Annotated in this window: 14 protein-coding genes and 1 pseudogene; 10 read left to right on the top strand and 5 right to left on the bottom strand. The window is 75.7% G+C overall.

Annotated features, from left to right (window positions below; all coding sequences use genetic code 11):
* Positions 1-87 precede the first annotated feature (87 nt).
* Positions 88-1557, top strand: coding sequence for an AlkA N-terminal domain-containing protein (locus STBA_RS06525; RefSeq protein ID WP_077058330.1), 1470 nt, complete (start codon positions 88-90; stop codon positions 1555-1557).
* Between the two features lie 55 nt (positions 1558-1612).
* On the opposite strand, the gene STBA_RS06520 is transcribed toward STBA_RS06525, so the two are convergent.
* The gene (locus tag STBA_RS06520) at positions 1613-2602 is read right to left on the bottom strand and encodes a DUF2637 domain-containing protein (protein ID WP_077058329.1); all 990 of its coding nucleotides are present in this window, start codon (positions 2600-2602) and stop codon (positions 1613-1615) included.
* A 169-nt stretch (positions 2603-2771) separates the two neighbouring features.
* The gene (locus tag STBA_RS06515; RefSeq protein WP_077058328.1) at positions 2772-3599 is read right to left on the bottom strand and encodes a (2Fe-2S)-binding protein; all 828 of its coding nucleotides are present in this window, start codon (positions 3597-3599) and stop codon (positions 2772-2774) included.
* Positions 3600-3737: 138 nt separating this feature from the next.
* On the opposite strand from STBA_RS06515, the gene STBA_RS06510 reads away from it, so the two are divergent.
* Positions 3738-4457: a GntR family transcriptional regulator gene (locus tag STBA_RS06510; protein WP_077058327.1), complete on the top strand. Its 720-nt coding sequence runs from the start codon at positions 3738-3740 to the stop codon at positions 4455-4457.
* Between the two features lie 51 nt (positions 4458-4508).
* On the opposite strand, the gene STBA_RS06505 is transcribed toward STBA_RS06510, so the two are convergent.
* Positions 4509-5246, bottom strand: coding sequence for a hypothetical protein (locus STBA_RS06505; RefSeq protein ID WP_077063144.1), 738 nt, complete (start codon positions 5244-5246; stop codon positions 4509-4511).
* A gap of 267 nt (positions 5247-5513) precedes the next feature.
* On the opposite strand from STBA_RS06505, the gene STBA_RS37640 reads away from it, so the two are divergent.
* Positions 5514-6569 carry a DUF3533 domain-containing protein gene (locus STBA_RS37640; RefSeq protein ID WP_077058326.1) on the top strand — a complete coding sequence of 352 codons (1056 nt, stop codon included), beginning with the start codon at positions 5514-5516 and terminating at the stop codon, positions 6567-6569.
* 4 nt (positions 6570-6573) lie between these two features.
* Here STBA_RS37640 and STBA_RS06495 read toward each other — a convergent pair.
* Positions 6574-8193: pseudogene (locus tag STBA_RS06495) on the bottom strand (PucR family transcriptional regulator ligand-binding domain-containing protein); the annotation flags it as partial.
* Between the two features lie 199 nt (positions 8194-8392).
* On the opposite strand from STBA_RS06495, the gene STBA_RS06490 reads away from it, so the two are divergent.
* Genes STBA_RS06490 through STBA_RS06475 form a run of 4 tightly spaced genes read left to right on the top strand, consistent with a single transcriptional unit; the run spans position 8393 to position 13320 of the window.
* A complete protein-coding gene (locus STBA_RS06490; RefSeq protein ID WP_077058325.1) occupies positions 8393-9289 on the top strand; it encodes an FAD binding domain-containing protein in 897 nt (298 codons plus the stop codon).
* Positions 9280-9777: a (2Fe-2S)-binding protein gene (locus tag STBA_RS06485; RefSeq protein WP_077058324.1), complete on the top strand. Its 498-nt coding sequence runs from the start codon at positions 9280-9282 to the stop codon at positions 9775-9777. The genes STBA_RS06490 and STBA_RS06485 overlap by 10 nt, the downstream gene beginning before the upstream one ends.
* Before the next feature lie 2 nt (positions 9778-9779).
* A complete protein-coding gene (gene pucD / locus STBA_RS06480) occupies positions 9780-12158 on the top strand; it encodes a xanthine dehydrogenase subunit D (protein WP_077058323.1) in 2379 nt (792 codons plus the stop codon).
* Between the two features lie 13 nt (positions 12159-12171).
* Positions 12172-13320: an XdhC/CoxI family protein gene (locus tag STBA_RS06475; RefSeq protein WP_077058322.1), complete on the top strand. Its 1149-nt coding sequence runs from the start codon at positions 12172-12174 to the stop codon at positions 13318-13320.
* A 42-nt stretch (positions 13321-13362) separates the two neighbouring features.
* Here STBA_RS06475 and STBA_RS06470 read toward each other — a convergent pair whose 3' ends face one another.
* Positions 13363-14046 carry a hypothetical protein gene (locus STBA_RS06470; protein WP_077058321.1) on the bottom strand — a complete coding sequence of 228 codons (684 nt, stop codon included), beginning with the start codon at positions 14044-14046 and terminating at the stop codon, positions 13363-13365.
* Positions 14047-14374: 328 nt separating this feature from the next.
* On the opposite strand from STBA_RS06470, the gene STBA_RS06465 reads away from it, so the two are divergent.
* The 3 genes from STBA_RS06465 (at position 14375) to STBA_RS06455 (ending at position 15368) form a co-directional block, all read left to right on the top strand.
* Positions 14375-14674, top strand: coding sequence for a DUF5955 family protein (locus tag STBA_RS06465; protein WP_077058320.1), 300 nt, complete (start codon positions 14375-14377; stop codon positions 14672-14674).
* A 62-nt stretch (positions 14675-14736) separates the two neighbouring features.
* The gene (locus tag STBA_RS06460) at positions 14737-14991 is read left to right on the top strand and encodes a hypothetical protein (RefSeq protein ID WP_077058319.1); all 255 of its coding nucleotides are present in this window, start codon (positions 14737-14739) and stop codon (positions 14989-14991) included.
* A complete protein-coding gene (locus STBA_RS06455; RefSeq protein ID WP_077058318.1) occupies positions 14988-15368 on the top strand; it encodes a helix-turn-helix domain-containing protein in 381 nt (126 codons plus the stop codon). The genes STBA_RS06460 and STBA_RS06455 overlap by 4 nt, the downstream gene beginning before the upstream one ends.
* Positions 15369-15376: the final 8 nt, after the last annotated feature.

Below are 15376 nucleotides of genomic sequence, written 5' to 3'. Positions count from 1 at the left end.
CCCGTCGCCCACCCTCATCGCCCACCCACGTCCATGTCCGATTCCCGCGAGTGAACGTCGTCGCGGCCCGGCACACTGGGGGACGTGATGGACGACGACAGCAGGTACGAGGCGGTGCGCGGCCGTGACGAGCGCTTCGACGGGGTGTTCTTCACGGCCGTGCTGACCACCGGCATCTACTGCCGGCCGAGCTGCCCGGCGACGACGCCCAGGCGGGAGAACGTCCGCTTCCACCCCTCGGCCGCCGCCGCCCAGGCGGCGGGCTTCCGGGCCTGCCGCAGGTGCCGCCCCGACGCGGTGCCCGGCTCCACGGAGTGGAACGTCAGGGCGGACGCGACCGGCCGCGCGATGCGCATGATCGCGGACGGCGTCGTGGACCGGGAGGGCGTCGACGGTCTCGCCCGGCGGCTCGGGTACAGCGCGAGGCAGGTGCAGCGGCTGCTCACGGCCGAACTGGGCGCGGGCCCGATCGCGCTCGCCAGGGCGCAGCGCGCGCACACCGCGCGGCTGCTGCTCCAGACGACCGGCCTTTCCGTCACCGCCGTCGGGTTCGCGGCCGGGTTCTCCAGCGTGCGCCAGTTCAACGACACGGTCCGCGCCGTTTACGACTGCACGCCGAGCGAGCTGCGGGCGCGGGCCCGCGGCGCGGCGCGCCGGGCCGGGCCGCCCGCGCCCGGCAGCGGTGTCCCGCTGCGGCTCGCCCACCGCGGGCCCTACGACGCGCCGCAGGTCTTCGACTTCCTCCAGCGCCGCGCGATCGCCGGCATCGAGGAGATGACCGGCGCCCCCGGCACCAGGGTCTACCGCCGGTCACTCGCCCTGCCGCACGGCACCGGCGTGGCCGAGGTGGCCGAGCCGCCCTGCACGCCCGGCGGCCGGTGGATCGAGGCGCGGCTGCACCTGACCGACACCCGGGACCTGACGACCGCGGTGCAGCGGCTCCGGCGGCTGTTCGATCTGGACGCCGACCCGTTCGCCGTCGCGGAACGGCTCGGCGCCGATCCGGTCCTCGGCCCGCTGGTCGCGGCCCGGCCGGGACTGCGCGCGCCGGGGGCGGCCGACCCCCAGGAGCTGGCCGTGCGCGCGGTCCTCGGCCAGCAGGTCAGCGTCGGCGCCGCCCGCACGCTGGCCGGCACGCTCGTCGAGGCGTACGGCAAGCCGCTGTCCTCACCGGACGGCGGGCTCACGCACGTCTTCCCCGAGCCGGGCGTGCTCGCCGGCGCGCCGCTGGGCGAGCTGGGCATGCCCGAGGCGCGGCGCGCGGCGATCCGCACGCTGTGCGCGGCGCTGGCCGACGGCACCGTTTCCCTCGACGCGGGCGCGGACCGCGACGAGGCCGAACGGGCGCTCCTCGCGCTGCGCGGCATCGGGCCGTGGACCGCGGGCTACGTGCGGATGCGTGCCCTGGGCGACCCGGACGTCTTCCTGCCGGGGGACGCGGGGGTGCGCCACGGGCTGCGGATCGTCGGCGCGGAGGCAGGCGCGGCGCGAGCGTGGCGGCCGTGGCGTTCGTACGCCCTGCACCACCTGTGGAACGTGACGGGTCCCGGTGCCTAGGTGTATTGACCACGAGTGTCAACAACGCTCGTGGTCAATACACCCAGGGCCGCGGTCAGCCGAACTGCCGCTCGATCCTGGCCAGCTTTTCCTCCAGGGAGTCCAGCCGCGGGCTGGCCTGCGAGATGGACGTCGCGTCCAGGGTCTCGTCCGTGTCCCGCGAGGAGTGGAGCGCGCGCCGCTGCCCGGCGGCCTCCAGGGCGGCCGGCTCCTGGGTGACGGCGACCTCGACCTGCGGCTCCGCCGCCGCGGGGAGCATCTGCCGCTGCCGGCCGAGCGCCTTGATCCTGGCCCGCTCCAGCTTCCGCCGCTCGCGGCGCGTGGCCTGCTTCTCCGCCTTGGTCCTGCGCTCCTCGCGCACCTCCTCGACGGCCTCGTCCAGGGTGCGCACGTTTTCCAGGAGCATCAGCGACCAGGCCGCGTACGTCTCGCGCGGGGCGCGCATCCACCGCACGAACCGGATCTGCGGCATCGGGCGCGGCACCAGACCCTGCTCGCGCAGCGCCGCCCTGCGGGTCTGCTTCAGCGCCCGGTCGAAGAGCACGGCGGCCGACAGCGACATGCCCGCGAAGAAGTGCGGGGCGCCCGCGTGCGCGGCGCCGCGCGGCGCGTGCACCCAGTTGAACCAGGCGGCCGCGCCCGCGAACAGCCACACCAGCATCCGCGAGCCCATCGAGGAGTCGCCGTGGCTGGCCTCGCGCACCGCGATCACCGCGCAGAACATCGCCGCGCCGTCGAGGCCGAAGGGCACCAGGTACTCCCAGCCGCCCGACAGGTTCAGATTTTCCCGGCCGAAGCCGACCAGGCCCTGGAAGGAGAGGGCCGCGGCCACGCCCGCGCAGCAGAACAGCAGCGTGTAGGAGGCGGACGCATACGCGCGTTCGCGGCGTCGCCTGGCCGCTTCGAGCCGCTCCCAGGAGTCGCCCTCGGCGCCGTCCTGCGTGCTCTTCCTGCCGCGCGTCAGCAGGGCCACCGCCACGACCGCCCCGGCCAGCAGCACGGCGGCGGGCAGCACCCAGCTCAGCTCTATGTCCGTCAATGCCATGGGGTGCCCCCTGTGTGGGTGTGCGGAAAGCGCGGGCGGGTGTGGTGATTTGGTGATGACCCTCCGCGAGCATCCTGATGCTACCCGAGCCCGTATGGCCGCCAATTCGGCCCGAATCACACCAACGGGTGGTAATCCTGGGAGAGTTGGCGCCCCACGTTCGAATCTGTTATCGGCTCGCGGCCAGCCTGCTCACTCGTTCGGTATCGCACGTCCGCGGACAGGTGACGCACGTGCTTTCGGGGCGCAGCGTGTAGAACATGCAGCAGCTGGCCCGGTCCCGCGTCCGCAGCGGCCCGCCGTCCGGCCCGGTGAGGTCGCGGAACGCGGCCCCGCGCGTGAACGGCGCGGTGGCGCCGGGCAGCAGCTCGCCCGCCTCGGCGACGGCGCGCCCCTCCTCGCCCAGCAGGTGCCCGAGGTACCACAGCGACTCGACCAGCTCGTCGGTCGCCGCGCCCCACAGTGCCCGCGGCCCGCGCCGCATGCGGGGGCCGAACGCGGCCAGCACCGGGCCGAGATGGTCGGCGGCGGCCTGCCGCACGGCGGCGCGCAGCGCCTCCTCGTCCGGAACGACCCGCGCCTGCGGCAGGTCGGCCGCCGGATCGTCGGGCAGGCAGCTGAACGCGGTGGCCCGCGCGGTGAGCCGCCCCTCGTCCCGGTGGAAGGACACGTCCTGCGGCGCGAGCCACGGCACCCGGCGCAGCAGGAACCACGGCACGGTGAACAGCACGGCGGCGGGCCAGGCGTAGCGGTGCAGCGAGAAGGCGGCGACGACGTCGGGCCTGGCCCGCCGGCCGTAGTCCTCGAGGATGCGCGCGTCGTCCCTGTCCAGGAACGCCTCAAGGGCCTCGCCGCCGGCCGCAAGATCGCCGCCCGAGACCCAGCCGTCGCCGTCGCGCGGCGCCTCCTCGGTGATCCGCAGCGAGGGCAGCACGTCGCAGACCCGGGAGAATGCGGATGCGAGCGGGCTGGTGCCGGCGAGGGCGGACAGGGTCATGGAGCCACCGAACCTCTTGATCTCGGGCAGGTAAGCCTTACCTTACCCGATCAAGGTTAGGGGTTTGCCGGGGCGTCAACTCCGCCTAGGGTGCTGGAACCGTGTTGATTCGGGGGCAGGAGGGGACGGAGCGGACGGATGGAGCCCACCCGAACGGACTCGGCCATATCGGTGGCCGCGACCGCCGTGCGAGCCGCTCCGGTTCCGGAGCGCCCGCCCCTGCCCGTCAGGCCCCGTTCCCTGCCCGAACGGCACTCGGTGCGCGCCCAGGTGCTCGCCGCCCTGCGCGACGCGCTGGCCAGCGGCGAACTCGCGCCGGGCGAGACGTACTCGGCCCCCGTGCTCGCCGAGCGCTACGGCGTCTCGGCGACGCCGGTGCGCGAGGCGATGCAGCGGCTGGCCGGCGAGGGAATCGTGGAGACCCTGCCCAACCGCGGCTTCCGCGTCGCGGGGCACAGCCCGCGGGACCTCGCGGAGCTGGCCGAGGTGCGCGCCTCGCTCGAAGTACCCGCGGTGCTGCGCCTGGCCCGCAGCCTGCCGCCCGAGCGGTGGGAGGAGCTGCGCCCGCTGGCCGAGGCCACCGTGACCGCGGCCACGGTTGGCGACCGGGCCGCGTACGCCGAGGCCGACCGCGGCTTCCACCGCGAGCTGCTGCGCCTGACGGGCAACCGCCACCTGGTGGCCGTCGCCGAGGACCTGCACCGCAAGGCCCAGTGCCCCGTGCTGCACCGGCCGCTGCCCGGCACGGCCGAGCTGCTGGCCGACGCGCTGGAGCACACCGCGCTGCTCGACGCACTGCGCGCCGGGGACCTGGTCACCGCGGAGCGGCTGGCCCGTGAGCACCTGACCGGGCTGTGAGGACGGCGTCCGGTGGCGGCCCGACGGCGGGCCGCCACCGGACGCCGCCGGTCAGGGCGTGCGGGGCAGGCGGTCGGCCAGCCAGCGGGGAACCCCGCCGAGCAGCCGGTACAGCCGCCCCGCCTCGGCCATCAGGCGCCCCGCCTCCGGCTCGGGCATGGCGTCGGCGAGCGCCACCAGGGCCGGGGCGATGCCGATGAGGAAGCCGGTCTCCTCGCGCATCCGCAGCGACTCCGCGAAGCCGTGCCGCGCCTCCGACACCTCGCCCGCGTCCAGCGCGAGGGCCGCGAGGTGGCGCCAGGTGTATGAGCCGAGCAGCGCGTCGCCACCGGCCAGCGCCGCATTGTGCGCCCGCCGGTAGGCCGCCTCCGCGGCCTGCGGGTTGCCGCTGATGTGCTGGGCCATCAGCCCGCGCCTGAAGTCCAGCAGCGGGCGGCCGGGGGAGTCGGGGGCCAGCAGCGCGGCGGCCCGGCCCAGTGCGGCGCGCGCCTCGTCCGCCCGGTCGCGCACCCGCAGCAGCGTGGCCGCGTAGGCGAGGTAGCCCCGTTCGCAGGCGGCGGCGCCCCGTTCCTCGTCGTCGAGCGAGAGGGACTCCGCCGCGCGCAGCGCCTCCTCGGCCTGGCCCCACCCCTCGGAGGTGAACATGCAGCGCTCCACCAGCAGTTCGGCGCGCAGCAGGGCCGCGGGCGGCTCGCTGCGCGCCAGCGCGTCGAGCAGTGCCGCGGCGTCGTCCCAACAGCCCCGGGACCGCAGCCGCCACACCGCGGTGCCCGTCGGGGCACCCCCCAGCCTTCCCGGGCCCCGGCCCCAGGGCGTATCCCCGCCCGCGGTCCGAACCGGATGTGGTACGGCGGTCTCCGTCACATCGCCCTCCCCAGCGCGTCGTCGAGCCGTTGATCGTCGACCGATGATCGTCGACAGATGTGAATGCATCTCAGCATGGGGAACATCACCTGGCCAAGAGGGCTGCGTGAACCAGTTCACAAGTCCTCCACCATCAGCCGAACGGCCTTGCCGCGGGTGCGGACGGCGGGCCGGGTGCGGACGATGCCAGGTATGGACCGGATAACCGGATACGGCATTGGCGACAGCCGCGGAGAGGCGCGCGGCGCGGTGACCCCGCGGGCCGCGCTGCTGGTGTTCGGCGTGCTGCTGCTGCACCTCGCCTTCATCACCTCCTACCTCGGTGCCCTGCACGACCCGGAACCCGACCGCGTCCCCGTCGCCGTCGTCGCGGCCGAGGAGGTGCGCGCGGAGATGGTGGAGCGCCTGGACGGCCTGCCCGGCCGCCCGCTGGACGCCACGCGGGAGGCGGATGACGCCGACGACGCGCGGGACCGTGTGGCACGGCGCGACCTCGACGGCGCGCTGATCGTGAACGACGCGGGCGCCGCGGACCTGCTGTACGTGGCCTCCGGCGCGGGCACGTCGCTCGCGCAGGCGGTGACGGAGGTGGTCACCGAGGCGGGGCGGGAGCAGGACCGCACCGTGGAGGTGGTGGACGTGGCGCCCGCCGCGGACGGGGACAGCCGCAGCCTCTCCGCGTTCTACCTGATCATCGGCTGGTGCGTGGGCGGTTACCTGTGCGCGGCGGCCCTCGCGATCAGCGCAGGCGCCCGCCTTGCCACCGTCAGGCGCGCGATGCGGCGGCTCGCGGTCCTCGCGGTCTACGCCGTGGCCGCGGGCGTGGGCGGCGCGGTGCTCGCCGGGCCCGTGCTGGACGCGCTGCCGGGCCGCGTGGTGGCACTCGCCGGCCTCGGCGCGCTGGTGGTGTTCGCGACCGGGGCGTTCACCCTGGCACTCCAGGGCCTGTTCGGCATCATGGGCATCGGCCTGGCGATCCTGGTGGTCGTCGTCCTGGGCAATCCGAGCGCGGGCGGGGCGTATCCCTACCCGCTGCTGCCGCCGTTCTGGCAGGCGATCGGCCCGGTGCTGATACCCGGTGCGGGCACCTGGACCGCCCGGTCGATCGCCTACTTCGACGGGCAGGCGGTCCTCGGCCCGCTGCTGGTGCTCGCCGCCTGGGCGGTGGCGGGCGCGGCCCTCACCCTGTTCCTCGCCCGCCTGCGGACCCCGGCGCGTTCGCCGCTGAACGAGCTGAGCTTTGCGTGAGGTCCATCCGCAGCGCGAGGAAGAAGTCCACCTTGTCCTCCAGCTTCGTCAGGTCACGCCCCGTCAACTGCTCGATACGGCCGATGCGGTACCGCAGCGTGTTCACGTGCAGGTGCAGCCCGGCGGCGCAGCGCGTCCAGGAGCCGTCGGCCGCCAGGAACGCCTCCAGCGTGGCGACGAGACCGGAGCGGTGCCTGCGGTCGTAGTCCCGCAGCGGATCGAGCAGCCCGGCGGTGAACGCCAGCCGCACGTCGTCGGGCACGAACGGCAGCAGCAGCACGTGTGAGGCCAGCTCGTCGTGGCCCGCCCCCGACACCGTCTCCTGCCGGGCCGCCGCGACCCGGCGCGCGTGCCGCGCCTCCGCCACCGCGCCGCGCAGCCCCTCGGCGGACGGCACCGCGGCGCTCACCCCGAGCGTCAGCCGCCCGCCCGGCCGCAGCCCGCGGGCCAGGACCTCCCGCAGCGGGCCGAGTACCGTTTCCGCGGCCACCGGCTCCCCGTCGTCGCCCTCGGCGAGCGGGACGAACGCCACCGCCTCCCCGCCCTCGTGCGCCACCGCGGCCTCGGCGGCCGGTGCCAGCAGCTCTTCCAGCGCGGCGCGCGCAGGAGGGCCCGCGTCGAACGGTGCGTCCGGCCACTCCACCCGGGCCACCACCACCTGCCACCTGGCGCCGACCGGACCTGGCACGAGCACCGGTGCGACCACCCGCAACCGGGCACCGATCTCGGCGGGCGGCGCCCCCGCGCCGAGCAGCGCGAGCACCTCCTGCGCCAGTCGGCGCGGCACGGAACGGGCGGCGTCCCTGCGGTCACGCTCCGCCGCGATGAGCCGGGCCACGCCGTTCAGCAGGTCGAGGCGCTGCGGCGGCCAGTCGCGCGCGTCGGCGCGCACCGCGAGCAGCCAGTCGGACAGCAGCGTGCGCCGCACGTCGCCGCTGCCGTCGCTGTCGCTGTCGCCGCCGAGGGGGAACAGGGTGTGCGCCACCCCGCCGAGCACGACCCGGCAGGGTCCTGGACGCCCGCCCGCGGCGGCGGCCAGCCGGTGCGCGGCCAGCCGCGGGCCGAGCCCCTCCGGCAGCGGCCCTTCCCGTGCGGCGGCGATCTGGCGGCCGGTGGCGGACAGCACCCAGGCGCGCAGGTCCAGATCGGCGGCGAGCAGGTCGAGCACGGCCCGCGGCCCACCGCCCGCGGGCCCGGCCGACATCAGCCGCCGGTGCCGGTCGACGACGGCGGCCAGGTCCCCGGCCCGTTCGCCGGACACCTGCCGCACCACGTGCTCGGTGATGTCCGCGAAGCCGACCTCCTCGGCCACCGCGAACAGCGGCAGCCGGTGCAGCGCACAGGCGGCCGTCAGATCGTCCGGCACGCGGCCGAACTCGGCCTCGCCCGCGGCGAGGCCGGCCACCCCCGCCTCGGCGAGGATGCGCACGAACGGCTCGGAGTCCCGCGGGCCGCGCCACCACGCGAGGCCGGTCAGGACCAGCTCCCCGCCGTTCAGATAGCGGCTCGGATCGCGCAGGTCGGTCGTCATCACGCCCCGCACCTGCCGGTCGAGCTCGGGCCCGCCGCCGCTCAGCAGCCGCAGCCCCAGCGCGTCGGTGTCGAGCAGTGTGCGCAGTCGCATGCCCCTCCGCCCGTGTCGCGCGTATTGCCGGCCGGGGGCCCGCGGGTTGCCGGGGCCCGGTCTTCGTACGAATCTACAAGAGCGGGCGCGCGAGCCGCCCGGCGCTTTCGGCCCTTCCGTGACTACCCGCCGCGGCCGGGCGCCGCTGTACTGGACGAACCCCCCGCGCGCACCGTTCGACCCTGGAGTGTGCATCCCGATGGACTTCCTACGCCCGGCAGGCTGGCAGGAGGCGCTGGCCGCGAAGGCGGCGCACCCGGACGCCGTGCCCCTGGCCGGCGGCACCGACCTGATGGTCGAGCTGAACTTCGACCGCCGTCGCCCGGAGCGGCTCCTCGACCTCGGCCGCATCCGCGAACTGTACGAGTGGGAGACCTCACCCGACGGCGTGCGGCTGGGCGCGAGCGTCCCGTTCCGCGACCTCGTCGGTCCGCTCCGCGCCCGGCTGCCGGGGCTCGCGCGCGCCGCTCACACCGTCGGCTCCCCGCAGATCCGCAACCGCGGCAGCGTCGGCGGCAACCTCGGCACCGCGTCCCCCGCGGGCGACGCCCATCCCGCGCTGCTGGCCGCGGGCGCGCGCGTCGAGGCGGCCTCGCTGCGCGGCACCCGCATGATCCGGGTCGAGGACTTCTTCACCGGACCCAAGCGCAATGCGCTCGCCCCCGACGAGCTGATCCGCGCCGTGCACGTCGACGCGGCGCGCGGGCCGCAGGAGTTCGCCAAGGTCGGCACCCGCAACGCCATGGTCATCGCGGTCTGCGCGTTCGCCCTCGCGCTGCACCCGCACGCCCGCACCATCCGCACCGGCATCGGCTCCGCGGCTCCCACCCCGCTGCGGGCCCGCGAGGCGGAGGACTTCCTCACCGGCGTGCTGGACGAGGGCGGCCACTGGGAGCACGGCCGTCCCGTGCCGCCGGCCGCCGCGCGCCGCTTCGCCGAACTGGCCGCCGCGGCCTGCGCCCCGCTCGACGACGTACGCGGCAGCGCCGCCTACCGCCGGCACGCCATCAAGGTGCTCGCCCGCCGCACCCTGCACTGGACCTGGACGGCCCACACGTCCCGGACGGGACGGGAAGGAGAAGCCTCGTGCGCGTGAACCTCACCGTCAACGGCCGCCCCAGGACGGCCGACGACGTCTGGCCGGGCGAGAGCCTGCTGTACGTGCTGCGCGAACGGCTCGGCCTGCCCGGCGCCAAGAACGCCTGCGAGCAGGGCGAGTGCGGCTCGTGCACGATCCGCCTCGACGGGGACCTGGTCTGCGCCTGCCTCGTGGCGGCCGGCTCCGCCGAGGGCGCCGAGGTCACGACCGTCGAGGGCCTTGCCGAGGAGGACGCGCGCCTGGCCCCGGTGCAGCGGGCGTTCATCGACGCGGGCGCCGTCCAGTGCGGCTTCTGCACCCCAGGACTGCTGATGGCCACCGACGAACTGCTGGCCCGCGACCCCCACCCCGCCGACGCCGACATCCGTGAGGCCCTGTCGGGGAACCTCTGCCGCTGCACCGGCTACGAGAGCATCCTCGGCGCCGTCCGCCTGGCCGCCGAGCGCGCCGCCGCGGACCGCGCCGCCGCGGAAGGGGGCGCGTGACCATGGGTATCACTCCCGCCCCCGACGCGCTCCGGCAGGACACCGCCGCGCCCGGCGGCGTCGGCGCCAGTGCCGAACGCCCCGACGCCGTGGGGAAGGTGACCGGCGCCTTCGCCTACTCCTCCGACCTGTGGCACGAGGACATGCTCTGGGGCCACACCCTGCGCAGCCCGCACCCGCACGCCAGGATCACCGGTCTCGACGTCTCCGCCGCCCTGGCCGTGCCCGGCGTGCACGCCGTCCTCACCCACGAGGACCTGCCCGCCGCCACGCACTACGGCCTGGAGTTCACCGACCAGCCGGTGCTGGCCCGCGACATCGTGCGCCACGAGGGCGAACCCGTCGCCCTCGTCGCCGCCGACCACCCGGAGACCGCCCGCCGGGCCGCCGACCGCATCCGCGTCTCCTGGCAGGAGCTGCCGGCCGTCCTCGACGAGGCGAGCGCCACCGCAAGGGACGCGCCCGTGCTGCACCCGGGGCGCACCGACCACCACGCCGCCCACGTCCCGCACCCCAACATCGTCCACCGCCAGCCCGTCGTCCGCGGCGACGTCGCGCGGGCCGCGGCCGGCGCCGACGTCATCGTCTCCGGCGCTTACGAAGTCGGCATGCAGGACCAGGCGTTCCTCGGCCCCGAATCCGGGCTGGCCGTTCCCGCCGAGGACGGCGGCATCGACCTGCACATCGCCACCCAGTGGCTGCACGTCGACCACCGCCAGCTCGCCCCGGTGCTCGGCCTGCCCCCGGAGCGGGTGCGGCTCACCCTCGCCGGGGTGGGCGGCGCGTTCGGCGCCCGCGAGGACCTGTCGATGCAGGCGCACGCCTGCCTGCTGGCCCTGCGCACCGGCCGCCCGGTCAAGATGGTCTACAACCGCTACGAGTCGTTCTTCGGCCACGTGCACCGCCACCCCGCCCGGCTGACGTACGAGCACGGCGCGACCAGGGACGGAAAGCTCACGCACGTCAAGGCCCGTATCGTGCTGGACGGCGGCGCCTACGCCTCCTCGTCCCCCGCCGTCGTCGGCAACGCGGCCTCCCTCGGCCTCGGCCCGTACGAGGTGCCACACTCCGATGTCGAGGCCATCGCCCTCTACACCAACAACCCGCCGTGCGGCGCCATGCGCGGCTTCGGCGCGGTCCAGGCGTGCTTCGCCTACGAGGCGCAGATGGACAAGCTGGCCGCCGCCCTCGGCATGGACCCCGTCGAGCTGCGGCAGCGCAACACCATGAGCCAGGGCTCCACCATGCCCACCGGCCAGGTCGTCGACGCGCCCGCGCCCGTCGCCGAACTGCTGCGTCTGGTCAGGGCCCGGCCGCTGCCGCCCGCCCGGCAGTGGGAGACGCCGGACGGCACGGACGTCCGCGCCCTCCCGGGCGGCCTGTCCAACACCACGCACGGCGAGGGCGTGGTCCGCGGTGTCGGCTATGCGGTCGGCATCAAGAACGTCGGCTTCTCCGAGGGGTTCGACGACTACTCCACCGCCCGCGTCCGCCTGGAGGTCACCGGCGGCGAGCCCGTCGCCACCGTGCACACCGCGATGGCGGAGGTCGGCCAGGGCGGTGTCACCGTGCACGCCCAGATCGCCCGTACCGAGCTGGGCGTCACCCGCGTCGCCCTGCTGCCCGCGGACACCCGCGTCGGCTCGGCCGGGTCCACCTCGGCCTCCCGGCAGACCTACATGACCGGCGGCGCCGTCAAGAACACCTGCGAAGCGGTCCGCGCCGAGGTGCTGCGCCTCGGCCGCGAACGCGGGCTGCTCGACACCCGCGCCGAACGGCTGGCCGGCGGCAAGGTCGTGGGCCGCGACGGCGAGGTGCTGGCGGCGCTGGCCGACATCCTCGGCGGCGAGGCGATCGACCTGGAGCTGGAGTTCCGGCACCGCCCCACGCAGCCCTTCGACCGCGTGACGGGGCAGGGCGCCGGGCACGTGCAGTACTCGTTCTGCGCCCACCGCGCGGTCGTGGAGGTGGACACCGAACTCGGCCTGGTGAAGGTCGTGGAGCTGGCCGCCGCCCAGGACGTCGGCAAGGCCGTCAACCCGCAGGCCGTCGTCGGCCAGATCCACGGCGGGGCCGTCCAGGGCCTGGGCCTCGCGGTGCTCGAGGAGATCGTCGTCGGGGACGACGGCCGCGTCCGCAACCCCTCGTTCACCGACTACCTGATCCCCACCGTCCTCGACACCCCCGACATGCCGGTGGACGTGCTCGAACTCGCCGACGAGCACGCCCCCTACGGCCTGCGCGGCGTGGGCGAGGCCCCCACCCTGTCCGCCACGCCCGCCATCGTCGCCGCCATCCGCCGGGCCACGGGACGCGCCCTGCACCGCGTCCCGGTCAGGCCCGAGCACCTGACGGCGCCGGACGGGTCCCGGGCCGGCTGACCGAAAGGCCGCCATGCTGGACATCGCAGCGGAACTCGCCGCCTGGTGCCGCGACGGGCGTGACTTCGCCGTGGCCACCGTCACCGCGGTGCACGGCAGCGCGCCCCGCCCGCCCGGCGCCGCCATGGCCGTGGACGCCGGGGGCCTGGCCGTCGGCAGCGTCTCCGGCGGCTGTGTGGAGGGCGCCGTCTACGAGTTGTGCCGGGAGGCGCTCGACACCGGCGTCAGCCGTACCCAGCGTTTCGGCTACCAGGACGCCGACGCGTTCGCCGTCGGGCTGACCTGCGGCGGCAGCGTCGAGGTGCTGGTCACCCCGCTCCCGGCCGCGGCCCCCGCCCGCCGGATCGCCGCCGCCGCGTGCGAGGCCGCGGCCGGCGGCGGCGCCGCGGCGCTGGCCCGCGTCGTCGCGGGGCCCGCCGAACTGCTGGGCGGCGGCGCGCTGCTGGCCGCGCAGGACGGCACGCACACCGGAACGCTCAACGGCGGTGCCGCGCTCGACCGCGCCGCCGCGGCCGAGGCCGCCGCGCTGCTGCGCGCGGGGCGCACCGGAACGGTCGGGCTCGCGGACGCGGACGGGGCGCGGGTGACGCTGCTCGTGGAGGCGAACGTGCCGCCGCCGCGGCTGCTGGTCTTCGGCGCCGTCGACTTCGCCGCGGCCCTGGCCGAGGCCGGCGCGTTCCTCGGGCACCGGGTCACCGTGTGCGACGCGAGGCCGGTGTTCGCGACGCCGGAACGGTTCCCCGGGGCGGACGAGGTGATCGTGGACTGGCCGCACCGCTACCTGGACACGCAGTCCCTGGACGGCCGCGCCGCGGTCTGCGTCCTGACCCACGACGCCAGGTTCGACGTGCCGCTGCTGACCCGCGCGCTGCGGCTGCCCGTGGCCTACATCGGCGCCATGGGCTCCCGGCGCACCCACGCCGACCGCCTGGCGCGGCTGCGCGAGGCCGGTCTCACCGCGCGCGAACTGGCCAGGCTGCGCTCGCCGATCGGCCTCGACCTGGGGGCCAGCACCCCGCGGGAGACGGCGCTCGCCATCGCCGCCGAGATCGTCGCCGTCCGCCGCGGCGGCTCCGGCGTGCCGCTCACCGGCACCACCGTCCCGATCCATCGCGCCCCGGGCGGCGGCCAGGAACGGATCGGGGCACCGGCCACCGGGTGACGGTACGCGACGGCGCCGACGCGGGGCGCGCCGGCCATGCGCTCACGCCCCCTCCGCGCCCCGGCGCATCAGTACGTCGGCGGCCTCGTTCACCGGCTGCGGCGTGCCCGTCAGGTCCAGGACGAACAGCGGCAGGCGCAGCTCGTCCGCCCGGGCGCGCGCCCCGCGGTCGTACCCGGCCAGCGAGAACGCGACCGCGACGGCGGGCTCCACCAGCGCGTGCAGCCAGATGGTCTCCACGTCCTCGGCGCCGGTGGGCTCGGTGGCCGCGTTGACCAGGCCGACCACCGAGGGGCCGTGCAGGTCCACGCCGGACGGCGGCCTCGGCACGGCCGTGCGCACGCCGGGGAAGCCGAGCCAGCGCAGGAACTGCGCCGCGCAGGCCACCGCGTCGTGCCCGGTCCTGATCGTGAGCGGCCGGAACGGCGGGCGCTCGCCGCCCTCCGCAGCCGCCGACCGCGTCCGCGCGTCACCGGGCCCGAGCCGCACCGTCACCCCGCAGGGACACTCGAACTCGGCCTGCGGCCACTGCCCGTTGCGCCCGCAGACCTGGCAGGCCACCTCCGTCCAGGCATCGGCCCAGGAACGGTGGCGCACCGATACGGGTGAACTCGTCGGCGGCAGGGAGACGGTCACCGGGGCCCCGCAGGCGCACGGGTACTGCGGGGGGAGATAGCGGTGCTCCCGTCGGCAGGAAGGGCACCGCACCGACATGCTTTTCGTCATCTGGCGCTCCAGGGAAGGAACTTCTCGACGAGATTCCCACACTCCCACCGGCGAACACCTGAGCGTGCCACCCGGTGGTGGCCTTCTCGCGTTCTGCCGTCTTCACCGGATTTGTTCGCCGGAATGTGACTGCTGGTCTCGCCCTCTGTGTGGCGTGGTGCGCGGACAGTGATATTTACTTTCCTTGTTGGGTCCGCGAGCCGCCCCGCACGCACGGGGCGTGCACCGGCGGACACGGCCGGCGTCAAACAAGACGGCAGGGGAGGGCCGAGTGGCGGCAGGAGAAGCTGAAACCGCCCACGGGGTGCGGAGCGTCCCGCTCAGCGGGATGGACCCCCGACTGCTGACCTTGCGTTCCGCGGTGGACCGGCTGCGCAGGGATCTGCGCAACTATCCGGCGACGCTCGCGGACCGTGAGATCGCCGAGCGCGAGCTCGTCGCGCTCGACGGCGTGCTGGCCACCGGGGTGCCCGACACCGCGGCCCTGGGTCAGGCGCTGCTGCTGATCGCGGCCGCGGCCGGCTCGGTCAGCGCGCTCGCGGCCGGGGTGCACCAGCTGCGCCAGGCCATCGAGCTGTTCGGCGTGCCGCATCAGCCGGTCCAGCGCGGCCGGCCGGCGACCAGGTAGGGCGTACGCCTCCCGGCGGCGGCCGGGGGGCGTGGGCGCGGGTGCGCGTTAGGTTGGGCCCCGTGCGACTGAGACTTGAGTTCACGACCGAGCCGTTCGACCTGGAGGAGCCGCCCGCGCACGCCGTGGCGGCCCGCGAGGTCGTGGTGGCGGCCCCGCTCGACTCGGTGGACGTGGGGCCCTTCGGCAACACGGTGGAGGGCCCGGCCGAGGAGGTGGTGGCGGTCGTGGACACGCTGCTGCGCCGGGCGCTCGCGGCGGGCGCCACCCGGATATCCCTCCAGGTGAACGCCCTGCCGGGGGAGGAAGGCGTATGAGCGGCGCCGAGGGCGCCGCCGCGCGCGCCGAGTTCATAGCCGCCGTCACCCCGCTGGTCGACGCCATCGGCGGGGAGCTGCTGGCCCCCGAGCAGGCGCGCGACGACGACGTGGTGCTGTCGTGGGCGGGCGGTCCGGTCGCCGCGGTGCGGCTCCCGCTGCTGTCGGAGTCCCTGGACCACATCCTCGGCGAGCTGGCGCGGCAGCACGGCAGGCCGCTGGCCGAGCTGGACCGCAGGACGAAACAGCAGGTGGTGCGCCGCCTGGAGACGCGCGGCGCGTTCGCCCTGCGGCACGGGGTGGAGACGGTGGCGGCGGCCCTGGGCGTCAGCCGGTTCACCGTGTACAACTACCTCAACCGTTCAACAAACTGTTGACGTGTGCG

The sequence above is a fragment of the Streptomyces sp. MP131-18 genome, assembly GCF_001984575.1.
Taxonomy (GTDB): Bacteria; Actinomycetota; Actinomycetes; order Streptomycetales; family Streptomycetaceae; genus Streptomyces; species Streptomyces johnsoniae.
This window is presented reverse-complemented; position numbering and strand designations above follow the sequence as displayed.

Excerpts from the sequence above, each read along its gene's own strand:
- STBA_RS06525 (WP_077058330.1), top strand. The coding sequence starts at position 88 with ATGGACGACGACAGCAGGTACGAGGCGGTGCGCGGCCGTGACGAGCGC.
- STBA_RS06520 (WP_077058329.1), bottom strand. The coding sequence starts at position 2,602 with ATGGCATTGACGGACATAGAGCTGAGCTGGGTGCTGCCCGCCGCCGTG.
- STBA_RS06515 (WP_077058328.1), bottom strand. The coding sequence starts at position 3,599 with ATGACCCTGTCCGCCCTCGCCGGCACCAGCCCGCTCGCATCCGCATTC.
- STBA_RS06510 (WP_077058327.1), top strand. The coding sequence starts at position 3,738 with ATGGAGCCCACCCGAACGGACTCGGCCATATCGGTGGCCGCGACCGCC.
- STBA_RS37640 (WP_077058326.1), top strand. The coding sequence starts at position 5,514 with ATGGACCGGATAACCGGATACGGCATTGGCGACAGCCGCGGAGAGGCG.
- STBA_RS06490 (WP_077058325.1), top strand. The coding sequence starts at position 8,393 with ATGGACTTCCTACGCCCGGCAGGCTGGCAGGAGGCGCTGGCCGCGAAG.
- pucD (WP_077058323.1), top strand. The coding sequence starts at position 9,780 with ATGGGTATCACTCCCGCCCCCGACGCGCTCCGGCAGGACACCGCCGCG.
- STBA_RS06475 (WP_077058322.1), top strand. The coding sequence starts at position 12,172 with ATGCTGGACATCGCAGCGGAACTCGCCGCCTGGTGCCGCGACGGGCGT.
- STBA_RS06470 (WP_077058321.1), bottom strand. The coding sequence starts at position 14,046 with ATGACGAAAAGCATGTCGGTGCGGTGCCCTTCCTGCCGACGGGAGCAC.
- STBA_RS06465 (WP_077058320.1), top strand. The coding sequence starts at position 14,375 with ATGGACCCCCGACTGCTGACCTTGCGTTCCGCGGTGGACCGGCTGCGC.
- STBA_RS06455 (WP_077058318.1), top strand. The coding sequence starts at position 14,988 with ATGAGCGGCGCCGAGGGCGCCGCCGCGCGCGCCGAGTTCATAGCCGCC.